Source organism: Pseudomonas putida, from assembly GCF_002741075.1.
GTDB classification, from domain to species: domain Bacteria; phylum Pseudomonadota; class Gammaproteobacteria; order Pseudomonadales; family Pseudomonadaceae; genus Aquipseudomonas; species Aquipseudomonas putida_T.
In genome coordinates this window covers 828,425-842,612 of record NZ_CP016634.1, presented here as the reverse complement: position 1 = coordinate 842,612, position 14,188 = coordinate 828,425, and the positions used below count along the sequence as shown (strand labels likewise).

Annotated in this window: 15 protein-coding genes; 7 read left to right on the top strand and 8 right to left on the bottom strand. The window is 61.3% G+C overall.

The genetic code is table 11. The features are described 5' to 3' along the window. Nucleotides 1-104: 104 nt before the first annotated feature. Both prpB and IEC33019_RS04305 read right to left on the bottom strand, forming a co-directional pair. Complete coding sequence (prpB, locus tag IEC33019_RS04310) at nt 105-995, bottom strand: methylisocitrate lyase (protein ID WP_043214002.1); 891 nt, start codon at nt 993-995, stop codon at nt 105-107. After that, entirely contained in the window at nt 992-1,708 is a 717-nt protein-coding gene (locus IEC33019_RS04305; protein ID WP_070093969.1) for a GntR family transcriptional regulator, read from the bottom strand. The genes prpB and IEC33019_RS04305 overlap by 4 nt, the downstream gene beginning before the upstream one ends. A 295-nt stretch (nt 1,709-2,003) precedes the next feature. Between IEC33019_RS04305 and IEC33019_RS04300 the strand changes: the two genes are divergently transcribed. The 5 genes from IEC33019_RS04300 to IEC33019_RS04280 all read left to right on the top strand — a co-directional run bounded on the left by IEC33019_RS04300 (nt 2,004) and on the right by IEC33019_RS04280 (nt 7,505). Next, nucleotides 2,004-2,540 carry an ATP-dependent zinc protease family protein gene (locus IEC33019_RS04300; RefSeq protein ID WP_043214007.1) on the top strand — a complete coding sequence of 179 codons (537 nt, stop codon included), beginning with the start codon at nt 2,004-2,006 and terminating at the stop codon, nt 2,538-2,540. 5 nt (nt 2,541-2,545) lie between these two features. Beyond that, nucleotides 2,546-4,078, top strand: coding sequence for an inactive transglutaminase family protein (locus IEC33019_RS04295; protein ID WP_070093970.1), 1,533 nt, complete (start codon nt 2,546-2,548; stop codon nt 4,076-4,078). Then, the gene (locus tag IEC33019_RS04290; RefSeq protein WP_070093971.1) at nt 4,078-5,058 is read left to right on the top strand and encodes an alpha-L-glutamate ligase-like protein; all 981 of its coding nucleotides are present in this window, start codon (nt 4,078-4,080) and stop codon (nt 5,056-5,058) included. The genes IEC33019_RS04295 and IEC33019_RS04290 overlap by 1 nt, the downstream gene beginning before the upstream one ends. 196 nt (nt 5,059-5,254) lie before the next feature. Then, the gene (pabB, locus tag IEC33019_RS04285; protein ID WP_070093972.1) at nt 5,255-6,598 is read left to right on the top strand and encodes an aminodeoxychorismate synthase component I; all 1,344 of its coding nucleotides are present in this window, start codon (nt 5,255-5,257) and stop codon (nt 6,596-6,598) included. A 172-nt stretch (nt 6,599-6,770) separates the two neighbouring features. Continuing rightward, nucleotides 6,771-7,505, top strand: coding sequence for a phosphoadenylyl-sulfate reductase (locus tag IEC33019_RS04280; protein WP_099593096.1), 735 nt, complete (start codon nt 6,771-6,773; stop codon nt 7,503-7,505). Between the two features lie 56 nt (nt 7,506-7,561). Here IEC33019_RS04280 and cysB read toward each other — a convergent pair whose 3' ends face one another. From cysB to IEC33019_RS04265, 3 genes are all read right to left on the bottom strand, one after another. Continuing rightward, nucleotides 7,562-8,536 carry an HTH-type transcriptional regulator CysB gene (gene cysB, locus IEC33019_RS04275; RefSeq protein ID WP_033699078.1) on the bottom strand — a complete coding sequence of 325 codons (975 nt, stop codon included), beginning with the start codon at nt 8,534-8,536 and terminating at the stop codon, nt 7,562-7,564. Between the two features lie 127 nt (nt 8,537-8,663). After that, a complete protein-coding gene (locus IEC33019_RS04270; protein WP_070093974.1) occupies nt 8,664-9,161 on the bottom strand; it encodes a universal stress protein in 498 nt (165 codons plus the stop codon). 103 nt (nt 9,162-9,264) lie between these two features. After that, nucleotides 9,265-10,212, bottom strand: coding sequence for a putative 2-dehydropantoate 2-reductase (locus IEC33019_RS04265; RefSeq protein WP_070093975.1), 948 nt, complete (start codon nt 10,210-10,212; stop codon nt 9,265-9,267). A 284-nt stretch (nt 10,213-10,496) separates the two neighbouring features. Here IEC33019_RS04265 and IEC33019_RS04260 point away from each other — a divergent pair, with 284 nt between their 5' ends. After that, nucleotides 10,497-11,573 (top strand): 3-deoxy-7-phosphoheptulonate synthase, encoded by a 1,077-nt coding sequence (locus IEC33019_RS04260; RefSeq protein ID WP_070093976.1) that lies wholly within the window; start codon nt 10,497-10,499, stop codon nt 11,571-11,573. 69 nt (nt 11,574-11,642) lie between these two features. Here the strand turns inward: IEC33019_RS04260 and IEC33019_RS04255 are convergent, their stop codons facing one another. Continuing rightward, nucleotides 11,643-11,924 (bottom strand): GNAT family N-acetyltransferase, encoded by a 282-nt coding sequence (locus IEC33019_RS04255; protein ID WP_043215814.1) that lies wholly within the window; start codon nt 11,922-11,924, stop codon nt 11,643-11,645. Between the two features lie 491 nt (nt 11,925-12,415). Between IEC33019_RS04255 and oprI the strand changes: the two genes are divergently transcribed. After that, a complete protein-coding gene (gene oprI / locus IEC33019_RS04250; protein ID WP_003259780.1) occupies nt 12,416-12,667 on the top strand; it encodes an outer membrane lipoprotei OprI in 252 nt (83 codons plus the stop codon). Between the two features lie 152 nt (nt 12,668-12,819). Here oprI and IEC33019_RS04245 read toward each other — a convergent pair whose 3' ends face one another. Next, nucleotides 12,820-13,794, bottom strand: a complete 975-nt coding sequence (locus IEC33019_RS04245; RefSeq protein WP_070093977.1) for a L,D-transpeptidase family protein — start codon at nt 13,792-13,794, stop codon at nt 12,820-12,822. Nucleotides 13,795-13,900: 106 nt separating this feature from the next. Continuing rightward, entirely contained in the window at nt 13,901-14,182 is a 282-nt protein-coding gene (locus IEC33019_RS04240; RefSeq protein ID WP_043215816.1) for a hypothetical protein, read from the bottom strand. Between the last annotated feature and the right edge of the window lie 6 nt (nt 14,183-14,188).

The window sequence follows — 14,188 nt, the reverse complement described above, 5'->3', positions numbered from 1 at the left end:
GGGAAACCGCTCCTGCAGGTCCGGCGCATCATTCATGTTTCAGCGAGCTGTGGGAGCGGGTTACCCCTGAAAAGGCCACTCGCTCCCGCACCAGACTCGAACCTTCAGCCTTTCTTCTGGGCGAACAGCGCATCGAGGCTTTGCTCGAAGGCGTGGTAGCCGATGGCATCGTAGAGCTCCATGCGCGTCTGCATGGTGTCGACAACGTTCTTCTGGGTACCGTCGCGGCGCAGCGCGGTGTAGACATTCTCAGCCGCCTTGTTCATGGCGCGGAAGGCCGACAAGGGGTACAGCACCAACGAGACGTCGACCGAGGCCAGCTCTTCGGTGGTGTACAGCGGCGTAGCGCCGAATTCGGTGATGTTGGCCAGGATAGGCGCCTTCACACGGTCGGCGAAGGTCTTGTACATCGAAAGCTCGGTGATCGCTTCCGGGAAGATCATGTCGGCACCGGCCTCGATGCAGGCTGCAGCGCGATCCAGCGCGGCATTCAGGCCTTCGACTGCCAAGGCGTCGGTACGGGCCATGATCACGAAGCTGTCATCGGTACGGGCATCCACTGCGGCCTTGATGCGGTCGACCATTTCCTGCTGGGTGACGATTTCCTTGTTCGGGCGATGGCCACAACGCTTGGCGCCGACCTGGTCCTCGATATGGATGGCCGCCGCGCCGAACTTGATCATCGAACGCACGGTACGGGCCACGTTGAAGGCCGACGCCCCGAAACCGGTGTCGACATCCACCAGCAGCGGCAGGTCGCAGACATCGGTGATCCGGCGTACGTCGGTCAGCACATCATCCAGGCCGCTGATGCCCAGGTCAGGCAGGCCCAGCGAGCCTGCGGCGACACCGCCGCCGGAGAGGTAGATGGCCTTGAAGCCGGCACGCTTGGCCAGCAGGGCATGGTTGGCATTGATGGTCCCGACCACCTGCAACGGATGTTCGGCGGCTACCGCGTCGCGGAAACGTTGGCCGGGCGTGCTCTTCAAAGTCATGACTCACCTCGTGGGCTATTGTTGTCGGCGCCTTGGTAGTGACGCTCGATGTTGCGCTTGGACGCGCCGATGTGGCGACGCATCAGGAGTTCGGCCAGTTCACCGTCACGGTCGGCGATGGCATCGAGGATACGGTGGTGTTCGGCAAACGCCTGGCGTGGGCGATTGGGCGTCGCGGAGAACTGGATGCGGTACATGCGCACCAGTTGGTACAGCTCGCCGCAGAGCATCTTGACCAGGGTCTGGTTGCCGCTGCCCTGGATGATCCGATAATGGAAGTCGAAGTCGCCTTCCTGCTGGTAGTAGCCCACACCGGCCTGGAATGCCGCATCGCGCTCATGGGTATCCAGCACCCGGCGCAACTCGTCGATGTCGGCTAGGCTCATACGTTCTGCAGCCAGGCGACAGGCCATGCCCTCGAGCGATTCGCGGATTTCGTACAGCTCGATCAGTTCGGCATGGTTGAGCGAGACCACCCGGGCACCCACATGAGGGACGCGCACCAGCAGGCGTTGCCCTTCCAGGCGATGGATGGCCTCGCGCAGCGGACCCCGGCTGATCCCGTAGGTGCGCGCCAGTTCCGGCTCGGAAATTTTGCTGCCCGGGGCGATCTCGCCTTTGACGATGGCCGCCTGGATACGCCGGAAGACGTTCTCCGAGAGCGTTTCCGATTCATCCGACACCGACAGCAGCGCTTGGCTTGCATCCAACATATTGTCGACACCTTGCGTTTCAATAGCGCCAAAGCTAGCTAAACAGCGCAATGTAGTCAAAGACAAAATCAATATTGTCGACAATCGTCTAAGAACGAACTTACCCAATACCCCCGCTGTCAGATCGCGGCGCGCTGGCGTCGAACCATCGGCGTGATAGAATGCCGCGCCTCCCGAGGGAGTATGGATAGTGTGTCTGCCAACCTTTTCAGCGTGTTGACAGATGAACGAGGAAGCTTGCGCAGTACTTGCCAGTCGCCTTGCCCCGAACCCGCACAGCACCGCGCCAGGATTTATGAGACTTACACCCGCTTCATTGCTGTTCTGCCTCGCTCTGCTGCCGGCCCTTGGCCAGGCGGGAGAAAAGACCGTGTATGGCCTGAACGAATATGCCCGCCTTTCCGACCTCGACCTGGAAGTGGCGGCCAAACTCGACACCGGCGCCAAGACCGCGTCCCTGAGCGCCCGTGACATCAAGCGTTTCAAGCGCAACGGCGAAAGCTGGGTACGCTTCTACCTGGCCATCGATGCCGCCCATTCGCACCCGATCGAACGCCCCTTGGCCCGCGTCAGCAAGATCAAGCGCCGAGCCGGCGACTACAACCCGGACGAAGGCAAGGCCTACACCGCACGCCCGGTTATCGAGCTAGATATCTGCATGGGCCAGGCCCGACGCACCATCGAGGTCAACCTCACCGACCGCAGTGCCTTCCAGTTCCCGTTGCTCATTGGCTCCGAGGCGCTCAAGCACTTTGACGCGCTGGTCGACCCAAGCCTTAAATACGCGGCCGGCAAACCTGCCTGCGCCACCAAAGCTCCCACCGCAGAGTAATTCCGATGCGCTCTCTTACCCTTCACCTGAAAGTCCTGATCACCGTCCTGGTGCTCCTGGGCGTGCTGGTCACGGCCTATCAGATCTTCATTCTCGGCATCCCGGTGACCGAGGACGAGACCGACGACTTGTGGAACATCGACGCCAAGGTCGAGTTCATCGCCAACCCGAAGGACCCGGTCAAGGTGCAGATGTTCGTACCACCGCTGAACCGTGACTATGTCAGCCTCAACGAGAGCTTCATCTCCAACAACTATGGGGTGAGCGTCAACCGCGCCGACGGCAACCGCAAGGTGACCTGGTCGGCCCGCCGCGCCAGCGGCAACCAGACCCTCTACTACCGCCTGGTCCTGACCAAGCGCTACAGCAATGAGAAGACCACGGTCAAAGGCCCGACCTTCCGCGACAGCCTGGCCGTCGAAGGCCCAGAGAAGATCGCCGCCGAGGCCCTGATGGCGCCGATCCGCCAGCACTCGGCCGACGTCGAGACCTTCGTCAGCGAGACCATCAAGCGGGTCAACAACCTCAACGACGACAACGTCAAGTTGCTGCTGGCCGGCGACACCTCGTCGATGAAGAAAGCCCAGGTCATCGACCTGCTGCTGTCCATCGCCCACGTGCCGATGGAAAAGGTCCACACCATCCGCCTCGTGGCCGATACCCCACAAACGCCTGAGCTGTGGCTGCGCAGCTTCAACGGCAACGACTGGCTCTACTTCAACCCCGACACCGGTGAACAGGGCCTGCCCAGCGATCGCCTGCTGTGGTGGACCGGTGACGACAACCTGATCACCGTCGATGGTGGCAAGAAGGCCAATGTCACCTTCAGCATGAACAACAGCGAGATGAACGCCATCCGCCTGGCCAAGCTGACCGACGAGAACACCGACGCCGATTTCCTGGAGTACTCCCTGTACGGCCTGCCCCTGCAGACCCAGCAGACCTTCATGATCATGGTGATGATCCCGATCGGCGTGCTGGTGATCCTGGTGCTGCGCAACCTGATCGGCATCCAGACCCTCGGCACCTTCACCCCGGTGCTGATCGCCCTGGCCTTCCGCGAAACCCAGTTGGGCTTTGGCATCGTGCTGTTCACGGTGATCACCGCTCTGGGCCTGTCGCTGCGCTCGTACCTTGAACACCTGAAGCTGCAGATGCTGCCACGCCTGTCGGTGGTGCTGACCTTCGTGGTGGTACTGATCGCCGCCATCAGCCTGTTCAGCCACAAGCTGGGCCTGGAACGTGGCCTGTCGGTAGCCCTGTTCCCGATGGTGATCCTGACCATGACCATCGAGCGCTTGTCCATTACCTGGGAAGAACGTGGCGCCGGCCATGCCATGAAGGTGGCCATCGGTACCCTGTTCGCCGCTTCGCTGGCGCATTTACTGATGATGGTGCCGGAGCTGGTGTACTTCGTATTCACCTTCCCGGCCGTACTGCTGATTCTGGTGGGCTTCATGCTGGCGATGGGTCGCTACCGCGGCTACCGCCTGACCGAGCTCGTTCGCTTCAAGGCTTTCGTGAAGGCTGACACCTGATGTTCGGACTGATCAAGACCTGGAAAGCCCTGGAGGCCCGGGGCATCATGGGCATCAACCGGCGCAACGCGGATTACGTCCTGAAGTACAACAAGCGCCACCTGTACCCGATCGTCGATGACAAGATCATCACCAAGGAGCGCGCGATCAAGGCCGGCATCCATGTGCCGGAGATGTACGGCATCATCGAGACCGAAAAGCAGATCGAAAAACTCGACCAGATCATCGGCAACCGCAACGATTTCGTCATCAAGCCGGCCCAAGGGGCCGGCGGTGACGGCATCATGGTCATCGCCGATCGTTTCGAGGACCGCTACCGCACGGTGTCGGGCAAGATCATCAGCCACGAGGAGATCGAACACCAGATCTCCAGCATTCTCACCGGGCTCTATTCGCTTGGCGGGCACCGCGATCGCGCGCTGATCGAGTATCGGGTCACCCCGGACCAAATCTTCAAGAGCATCAGCTATGAAGGTGTGCCGGACATCCGCATCATCGTGCTGATGGGCTACCCGGTGATGGCCATGCTGCGGCTGCCAACCCGTCAATCCGGTGGCAAGGCCAACCTGCACCAAGGCGCAATCGGAGTGGGCGTGGACCTGGCCACTGGCCTGACCCTGCGCGGTACCTGGCTGAACAAGATCATCCGCAAGCACCCGGACACCACCAACGCGGTGGACGGCGTGCAGTTGCCGAACTGGGATGGCTTCATGAAGCTGGCAGCCAGCTGCTACGAGCTGTGCGGCCTGGGCTACATCGGGGTCGACATGGTCCTGGACCAGGACAAGGGCCCGCTGATTCTCGAGCTCAACGCCCGCCCGGGCCTGAATATCCAGATCGCCAACGACTGCGGCCTGACACAGCGTACCCATGCCATCGAGGCGCACCTGGAAGCGCTGGCCAAGGACGGCGTGAAGGAAACTGCCGAGCAGCGCGTGCGCGTCTCCCAAGGTCTGTTCGGTCACGTCCAACCGCAATAACCCTCGAGGGCTGCCTTGCAGCCCATCGCAGCTTTCGTCTGACTCCCAGAGTGCAAGCGCTTCTTCTACGGGAGCGCTTCTTCTGTGGGAACGGGCCACCCGCGAGCGAACCAACATCTTCTCGGTCTGGCAGCTTTGCGCTCGTCCCGCAGGCGAATACAATCCCCTCCTCGCTTTGTCATCGCCGTCCACTCTGATGCCAACCTGTACGCTCCACTCCCTGCCCTACCAGCTCGACCCCGCCGTCCATTTCGCCCGCCTGCGTCAGGCCCCGGGCGCGATCCTGCTCGACAGCGCCCGTCCCGGCGCCGAGCGCGGTCGATTCGACTTGCTCAGCGCCTGGCCGGTGCAGCACCTGCAAGCCGGGGTCGGGGAAGATGGCCGAGCCTATCTGCAACGCCTGCGCGATGCCCTGGCTGATCTGGGCCACGCAACATTGCCCGACGGCATGGAGCTGCCGTTTGCCGGCGGCCTGATCGGCTACCTGAGCTATGACTTCGGCCGGCGCCTGGAGCAATTGCCAAGCCTGGCCCAGGACGATCTCGGCCTGCCCGATGCGCAACTGGGCCTGTATGCCTGGGCCATGATCACCGATCACCAGCGTGGTACCACGCAACTGGTGTTCCACCCAAGCCTCGCAGCCGCCGAACGCAGCCGCCTGATCCAGCTGTTCGAAACACCCGACACCATCGAAGAAGGCGACTTCACACTGCTCGCCCCGATGCGCGGCGACCTGCAACCTGCCCAGTACCGCAGCGCGTTCGACAAGGTCCAGCAGTACATCCAGGCCGGGGACTGCTACCAGATCAACCTGACTCAACGCTTCCGCGCCCCCTGCCAAGGCGACCCGTGGCGCGCCTACCAGGCTCTGCGCAAAGCCTGCCCGACGCCATTTTCCGGCTATCAGCAATTGGCCGATGGCAGCGCCTTGCTGAGCTTCTCGCCAGAGCGCTTCATCAAGGTCAGCCAGGGCCAGGTGGAAACCCGGCCGATCAAGGGCACCCGGCCTCGCTCCGCCGATCCGCAGGAGGACGCGCGCAACGCCGCCGAGCTGCAGAGCAGCCCCAAGGATCGCTCGGAAAACCTGATGATCGTCGACTTGCTGCGCAACGATCTGGGGCGTACGTGCCAGATCGGCTCGGTCAAGGTTCCCGAGCTGTTCAGCCTGGAGAGCTACCCCAATGTCCACCATCTGGTCAGCAGCATCACCGGGCGTTTGGCCGCCGGCAAGGATGCCCTGGACCTGATCGGCGATAGTTTCCCGGGTGGCTCGATCACCGGCGCTCCGAAGATTCGCGCCATGCAAATCATCGATGAACTGGAGCCGACACGCCGCGCGCTGTACTGCGGCTCGCTGCTGTACGTGGACGTACGTGGCGAGATGGACAGCTCCATTGCCATCCGCAGCCTGCTGGTCAAGGAAGGTCAGGTCTGTTGCTGGGGCGGTGGCGCGGTGGTGGCCGACTCTGAGTGGCAGGCCGAGTACGAAGAGTCCATCGCCAAGGTGCGGGTGTTGATGGAGACCCTGCAAGGCTTGTGAACGATGACGCTTTCTTCGCGGGGGGGGCCCGCTCCTGCAGGTGTGAACCGCACCTCAGAGAGCGGCTCTACCCGCGAAGAGACGCTTCAAGGCAAACGTCTACCCCGCCATTTTTTGTTACCATCGGCTCACTACGAGCGCACAGCGCCACACACACGATGGAAACCGCCTGATGAGCCAACCCTTCGACGTCGCTGCCCTGGCCGCGACCTACGCCAGCAAGTCCCCCCAGGACATCCTCAAACTTGCGTTCGAGCATTTCGGCGACGACCTGTGGATTTCCTTCAGTGGCGCCGAGGATGTGGTGCTGGTCGACATGGCCTGGAAGCTGAACAAGCAGGTCAAGGTGTTCAGCCTCGACACCGGTCGCCTACACCCAGAGACCTACCGTTTCATCGATCAGGTCCGCGAGCAGTACAACCTGCCGATCGAAATCCTCAGCCCCGACCGCGCCCTGCTCGACCCCTTCGTCAAGGAAAAGGGCCTGTTCAGCTTCTACAAGGACGGCCATGGCGAGTGCTGCGGCATCCGCAAGATCGAGCCATTGCGCCGCAAGCTGGCTACCGTGAGCGCCTGGGCCACCGGCCAGCGCCGCGACCAGAGCCCCGGCACTCGCAGCCAGGTGGCGGCACTGGAAATCGACACGGCGTTCTCCACGCCCGAACGCCCCCTGTACAAGTTCAACCCGCTGGCACAGATGACCAGCGAGGAAGTCTGGGGCTACATCCGTATGCTCGAATTACCCTATAACAGCCTGCACGAGCGCGGCTTCATCAGTATCGGTTGCGAGCCATGCACCCGCCCTGTGCTGCCCAACCAGCACGAGCGTGAAGGGCGCTGGTGGTGGGAAGAGTCGACCCAGAAGGAATGCGGCCTGCACGCCGGCAACCTGATCACCAAAGCCTGATTTCACCAGGTACAAAAAAACCGGCGCGATGGCCGGTTTTTTTGTACCTCGAAGACTCAGTGCACGGGCAATTCGACGCCGTCGAACAGCTCCTCAAGCTCTTGCTTGTTATGGCACTGGATAGCCTTGGCCATTACTTCGCGGGTCAGGTGGGGTGCGAACTTCTCGATGAAGTCGCACATAAAGCCCCGCAGGAAGGTACCGCGGCGGAAGCCGATCTTGGTGATGCTGGCCTCGAACAGCTCGCTGGCATCCAGGGCCACCAGGTCGCTGTCGAGCTTGGTGTCCACGGCCATTTTGGCCACGATACCCACGCCCAGGCCCAGGCGCACGTAGGTCTTGATGACGTCGGCGTCAGCGGCGGTGAACACCACTTTCGGCGTCAAGCCACGATGGTTGAACGCCTCGTCCAACTTGGAGCGCCCGGTAAAGCCGAACACGTAGGTCACGATCGGGTACTCAGCGACCGCTTCGAGGGTCAGTTTCGGCAGCTTGGTCAGTGGATGGCCCTGCGGCACCACCACGCAGCGGTTCCACTTGTAGCAAGGCATCATGATCAAGTCGCCGAACAGCTCCAGCGCCTCGGTGGCGATCGCAAAATCGACGGTGCCGTCGGCGGCCATCTCGGCGATCTGCATGGGCGAGCCCTGGTGCATGTGCAGGGCGACTTCCGGGTACTGCTTGATGAAACTGCTGATCACCGGGGGCAGCGCATAGCGTGCCTGGGTGTGGGTGGTGGCGATGGACAGGGTCCCCTTCTTCTCGTTGGAGAACTCCTGGGCGATCTGCTTGATGCTCTCGACCTTGCGCAGGATCTCGCCAGCGGTGTTGATGATGCGCTCACCGGCGGGGGTGACGCGTGTCAGGTGCTTGCCGCTGCGGGCGAAGACCTCGACGCCGAGCTCGTCCTCGAGCAGGCGGATCTGTTTGCTGATCCCGGGTTGGGAGGTGTAGAGGCTCTGCGCTGTCGCGGAGACGTTGAGGTCGTGGTGCGCCACTTCCCAGATGTAGCGCAGTTGTTGAAGCTTCATAGGTTTCCCTCGAATCAGCGGTAGGTCACCGGCAGCAGGCAGCGATGAGATATAACTATATTAGTGGTTCTCGAAATAAAACTAGAACTATTTTGTTACATGCCCCGGATTAACCCTACCCTCAGTTTCAGCCCTTCCTACGCCCCAAATGCTGCGCCAACGGCACCATGTAGACCGGCACCGGCGACAGCTGCAGCAACCGCGCGGCGGTGCGACCGATCGGCACATCCACCCCTGCTCCCTGGCTGTGGCTGCCGAAGATCAACAGGTCGACACTCAAGCGCTGAGCCTGCTCGATGATCACCTGCGCCGGATCTCCCTGACGAACCCTCACCGCCCGGATCAGGGCCAGGTCCGCTTCTTCACCTAATTCGTCACGAAAGTTTTCCAACACCCGCTGTTCGATGTTGGCCATGACCGTATTCACGCCCTCGCTGTGCAACTCGTCTAGGGTCTGCTCGTCGAGGTAGCTTTGCAGCAGGGATTCTGCGAACTGCCCCATAGGTTCCACCGCATGGATCACGTACAGCTCTGCGTTGAAGGTCCGGGCCAGGGCCAAGGCGTGCTGCATGACAAAAGGCGCGTAGACACCGAGGTCGGTGGCATACAGCATGGAATGAATCATTCGACCTCCTCGACTGCCGTTACGGCAGAGCAAGGTTCAGCTTAGCAGCGCCGTGTACGGCCGCTCTGCCGTCCGGCGCGCTGCGGACGTGGCCTGCGCGGAGTCAGACGTAGCGATTGTGACGGTCGATGAAGACCAACGTTTGGTACAGCATCTGCATCTGCGGCAACCGGCACCCGGCCGCTTGCGCGCGGGCCAGCGGTTCGGCGTAGATCGCCTGCAGCTCGAGCGGTCGCCGTAGAGTATGGTCGTGGTACATGCTCGGCCAGTAGTCGGGCATCTTTTCGGTGAGGCTGAACAGTTGCTCGGCGTAACCATTGGGCAGGACATGTCCACAGGCCCGGGCGCCCTGCACGACTTCAGCCATCAGCGCGCGCACCAGATCACGGCTGTCCGGATCCGTCATCAGCGCCGCGGTGCTGGCCTGCAGCAGCACCGAGAGACCGTTGTAAGGCACATTCCACACAAGCTTCTGCCACCGGGCCTGCTCGAGGTCATCCATGGCCTGGGAGTCGATGCCCGCCGCCTGGAACAGCGCCGCACCCTGGGCAACGACAGCGGCGCCCGCATCATCGGCCGGGCCACTGTGGTAACCCAGGTTGACCATGCCCAGCGCCTGATGGCGCACCACTGCCGGCGCCTGACGATTGACGCAAATGAAGCACAGACCGCCAAGCAGATGCATATCGGCGCGCAGTGACGGGCGCAATTGCTCCTCCACGCCCAGACCATTTTGCAACAACACCACTTTGGCCCCTGGGGCTGCGGCCTGGATGATCAGCGGTGCAAGCTCCCGGTTGCTGGTGGCCTTGGCCCCTACCAGCAACCAGTCGCAGGGAGGCATGTCGGCGGCCGAGGCATAAGCCTGAACCTTCATATGCATCTGACCGTAGACCGCACTGTCCACCGCCATGCCTTGCTCATGGACGATGCTGTATTCACTGCGTAGCAGAAAATGCACATCGAAACCGGCGCGCGCGAGCATGAGCCCGTAGAAACCGCCGATGGCGCCGCTGCCGATGATGCCGATACGTGGGTTATGAGTGACCACACACACTCCTTGTCCGAAATCTGGATACTTGGTTTTTTACACTTAAATCCCTCGCCGTTCGAACGCAGAACCATCCGCGCACGCTAGCTTGCCCCTTACCTGGCCACGCCCCCTTGCACAATAAAACGCGCCTTGAGCCTAAAAACCCAGTACCGGCGGGGGAAAGCCCATTGTCGAGCCACCTTGTAACGCGCTAAGGTTCGGCTCCCCGTTGCGAACAATCTTGCTGCTGGGCCGCACGGGGATTGCTGGCGGCCGGCACCCGTGACCTGACGAGTAACACGATGGCTGATTTACCGATCGACGACCTTAACGTTGCCTCCAACGAGACCTTGATCACCCCCGATCAGCTCAAGAAGGAACTCCCCCTCAGCGCCAAGGCCCTGCAGACCGTGACTGCCGGCCGAGAAGTGGTGCGCAACATTCTCGACGGCAAGGACCATCGACTGTTCGTCGTGGTGGGCCCCTGCTCCATCCACGACATCAAAGCCGCCCACGAGTACGCCGAGCGCCTGAAGGTGCTGGCCGAAGAAGTTTCCGACACCCTGTACCTGGTGATGCGCGTGTACTTCGAGAAGCCGCGCACCACCGTCGGCTGGAAAGGCCTGATCAACGACCCTTACCTGGATGACTCTTTCAAGATCCAGGACGGTCTGCACATCGGTCGCAAACTGCTGCTGGACCTGGCTGAAATGGGCCTGCCTACCGCCACCGAGGCCCTCGACCCGATCTCCCCGCAGTACCTGCAGGACCTGATCAGCTGGTCGGCCATCGGCGCCCGCACCACCGAATCCCAGACCCACCGGGAAATGGCTTCGGGCCTGTCCTCGGCGGTCGGTTTCAAGAACGGCACCGACGGTGGCCTGACCGTGGCCATCAATGCCCTGCAGTCGGTATCCAAGCCGCACCGCTTCCTGGGGATCAACCAGGAAGGTGGCGTCTCCATCGTCACCACCAAGGGCAACGCCTATGGCCACGTGGTGCTGCGCGGCGGCAACGGCAAGCCCAACTACGATTCGGTCAGCGTCGCCCTGTGCGAGCAGGACCTGGCCAAGGCCAAGATCAAAGCCAACATCATGGTCGATTGCAGCCACGCCAACTCCAACAAGGATCCGGCCCTGCAGCCACTGGTGATGGAGAACGTCGCCAACCAGATCCTCGAAGGCAACCAGTCGATCATCGGCCTGATGGTCGAAAGTCACTTGAACTGGGGTTGCCAGGCTATTCCAAAGGATCTGGGCGAACTGCAATACGGTGTGTCCATCACCGATGCCTGCATCGACTGGAGCGCCACCGAGAAAGCGCTGCGCAGCATGCGCACCAAGCTCAAGGATGTCCTGCCTCAGCGCCAGCGCGGCTGACAACCAGACCGAACACGAAAACGCCGGGCAATGCCCGGCGTTTTCGTGTTCGGTGTTCAGCTGTGCCGTTCAGGCCTTGCTCGACTGACGTTGCTGACGCTCCATGTAGCGCTCAACGTAGGAGCAGGATGGGATCACCGTGTAGCCCATTTCCTCGGCGTACTCCAGCGCCTTCTCGGTTAACGCTGCAGCGATGCCTCGCCCCCGCAGGGCATTGGGCACGAAGGTACGGTAGATATCCAGCGTCTGCTTGCCCAAGTCCATGTACGTCAGATAGGCACGGTGACCGTCCACATTGGTCTCGAACTGATGACCGGCCTGGTCATGGTGGATGGTCAACGCTTCGCTCATCACAACTCCTCGCAGGTCTGTCGGCAGACCCTTACCTTAACCAATGGTGTTTCCGGCGGAGGAACCTCTACGCCACCCCTGCCCCTTGGACCGCAATGCGATCCGAATCGTTCTGCAGCGCGGGCACCTTACAAATAGTAGGCGCCGCAAGCGGGATTGCTCAAGGTGGAACGGGGAAAAAGTGCAAGATCGCCCCTGCCTGTCGCTTCGCAGCCACGAACACAGTGTTCTAGGCCTATGACGCCGGCCGACAGTTAAAGTCACCCTTAGTTCAGCAAAAAGTTCCCGCTCTACAAATGCTTGCGACGGCTGTGCAAAATTTTCACAAATGCCATACAAAGGTTGTCACCTTTTGGGGGCGGCAACATTTTTTTTGCAGTTCTTGCGCTTAGTCAGTTTACTTACTACAAGTAATGGGTACTATGTACGCCGGCCAGTTTCTCTTTTCCGAGAGATGGCTCTTTAATAGAAAGTCCTTGAAGGGGAACACGATGAACAACGTTCTGAAATTCTCTGCTCTGGCTCTGGCCGCAGTTCTGGCTACCGGTTGCAGCAGCGTATCCAAAGAAACCGAAGCTCGTCTGACTGCGACTGAAGACGCAGCAGCTCGCGCTCAAGCTCGTGCTGATGAAGCCTACCGTAAGGCTGATGACGCTCTGGCTGCCGCTCAGAAGGCTCAGCAGACCGCTGACGAAGCCAACGAGCGCGCTCTGCGCATGCTGGACAAAGCCAGCCGCAAGTAATAATCCTCACGGATTGTTATGGAGCCGACCCACTAGTGGGTCGGCTTTTTTATTGCCCGCCCGAAAAGCAAACGACAAACATGAAAAAGGCCTGCACTAAGGCAGGCCTCGATCCAGCTTAACGGGAGCGCCTCCCGTTAGAGACACCCCGCTTACTGCAGCTCCGGCGGAATGCTCGAAACCATCGGTGCTGTCCCACCATTGACGGGTACAGCGATTTCCACCGGCATGCCATCTTCGGCAGCCACCACGTCGCGCACCATGTCCCAGTTCATGCGCAAGTTGTTGGCCAGGTCTTCACGCTTGAGCAAGGCATTGATGACTGCGGTGTGTTTATCCACCACCGACGGATTGCCGTGATCATCGAGCGGCGTGTGCGCCTCGAGATAGACCTTACCGCCACTGATGCCGAACTTGTAAGGCTCGTTGATGATTCGCACTGGCGTACCCACCGGTACCATCTTGGAAAGTTCCAGCACGTTGTTGTTGAGCATGCGGAAGCAGCCGTGGCTGGTACGCATGCCAATGCCGAACTTCTTGTTCGAACCATGGATCAGGTAACCCGGCACACCCAGGGTGAACTTGAACGGCCCCAGCGGGTTGTCCGGACCTGCCGGCACCACTGCAGGCAGGATGTCACCGTCGGCAGCGTGCTCAGCACGGATCGAGGCGGGTGGCGTCCAGGTCGGATTAGGGGTCTTGGCTGTGATCTTGGTGTTGGCGATGGGCGAACCCCATCCTTCGCGACCGATACCCAGTGGGAAGGTATGCACCACATTCTGCCCTTTCGGGAAGTAGTACAAGCGGTATTCGGCCAGGTTGATGACGATCCCTTCGCGCGGGCCTGGTGGCAGAATGTAGCGGGTCGGCAGGATGATCTCGGTGCCTGCGCCTGGCAGCCAAGGGTCCACGCCTGGGTTGGCGGCGATCATTTCGAGATAACCCAGGTCATTGGCGGTGCCGATGTCGGCAAAGGTGTCTTCGTACTTGGCCTTGATCACCTGGACCTGGCCGACGATATCTTCACCGGCAGGTGGCAACGGCAATTCCAGCGCAACGGTTGGACCGGCGACCAACAGGGCGGCCAGGGACAAGCTACGGGTGACGGCGGGAAGGCGCGGCAACATCCGGTAAATCCTTCGAAAGATGGGTCAAGAGAATCGATTGTACACCTACCCCGGGGCAAGCGGGAGGCATCGGGCTCATGCTGGCATTTCAGATGATGAAAGGTGCTCAGAGCTCCGGCCACACCGGGCGCATGCCCCGGCGCTGGGCATCGAGGATCGCCCGGCACAGTGCACAAAGACGACCATCGCGGTAGACCGAGCGCTCCACTGCAGACCAGCGCGGTTGCGCGGGCAGCAGCCCACCGCACAAGGTTCGATCGACGGGCACACCCAGCTCGAGCTGGCGAGCCACCAAGTGAACGCGAACCTCCTGGCAGGCGAACAGGTCGAGCTGTTCATCGGGCTCGATCAGTTGATAGGCGTACAAGGACCAGGCAGGGCGCGGCATTGGGGG

What these genes read in the sequence shown, in the direction of transcription:
- prpB (WP_043214002.1), bottom strand. Translation starts at nt 995, where the DNA reads ATGACTTTGAAGAGCACGCCCGGCCAACGTTTCCGCGACGCGGTAGCC.
- IEC33019_RS04305 (WP_070093969.1), bottom strand. Translation starts at nt 1,708, where the DNA reads ATGTTGGATGCAAGCCAAGCGCTGCTGTCGGTGTCGGATGAATCGGAA.
- IEC33019_RS04300 (WP_043214007.1), top strand. Translation starts at nt 2,004, where the DNA reads ATGAGACTTACACCCGCTTCATTGCTGTTCTGCCTCGCTCTGCTGCCG.
- IEC33019_RS04295 (WP_070093970.1), top strand. Translation starts at nt 2,546, where the DNA reads ATGCGCTCTCTTACCCTTCACCTGAAAGTCCTGATCACCGTCCTGGTG.
- IEC33019_RS04290 (WP_070093971.1), top strand. Translation starts at nt 4,078, where the DNA reads ATGTTCGGACTGATCAAGACCTGGAAAGCCCTGGAGGCCCGGGGCATC.
- pabB (WP_070093972.1), top strand. Translation starts at nt 5,255, where the DNA reads ATGCCAACCTGTACGCTCCACTCCCTGCCCTACCAGCTCGACCCCGCC.
- IEC33019_RS04280 (WP_099593096.1), top strand. Translation starts at nt 6,771, where the DNA reads ATGAGCCAACCCTTCGACGTCGCTGCCCTGGCCGCGACCTACGCCAGC.
- cysB (WP_033699078.1), bottom strand. Translation starts at nt 8,536, where the DNA reads ATGAAGCTTCAACAACTGCGCTACATCTGGGAAGTGGCGCACCACGAC.
- IEC33019_RS04270 (WP_070093974.1), bottom strand. Translation starts at nt 9,161, where the DNA reads ATGATTCATTCCATGCTGTATGCCACCGACCTCGGTGTCTACGCGCCT.
- IEC33019_RS04260 (WP_070093976.1), top strand. Translation starts at nt 10,497, where the DNA reads ATGGCTGATTTACCGATCGACGACCTTAACGTTGCCTCCAACGAGACC.
- IEC33019_RS04255 (WP_043215814.1), bottom strand. Translation starts at nt 11,924, where the DNA reads ATGAGCGAAGCGTTGACCATCCACCATGACCAGGCCGGTCATCAGTTC.
- oprI (WP_003259780.1), top strand. Translation starts at nt 12,416, where the DNA reads ATGAACAACGTTCTGAAATTCTCTGCTCTGGCTCTGGCCGCAGTTCTG.
- IEC33019_RS04245 (WP_070093977.1), bottom strand. Translation starts at nt 13,794, where the DNA reads ATGTTGCCGCGCCTTCCCGCCGTCACCCGTAGCTTGTCCCTGGCCGCC.
- IEC33019_RS04240 (WP_043215816.1), bottom strand. Translation starts at nt 14,182, where the DNA reads ATGCCGCGCCCTGCCTGGTCCTTGTACGCCTATCAACTGATCGAGCCC.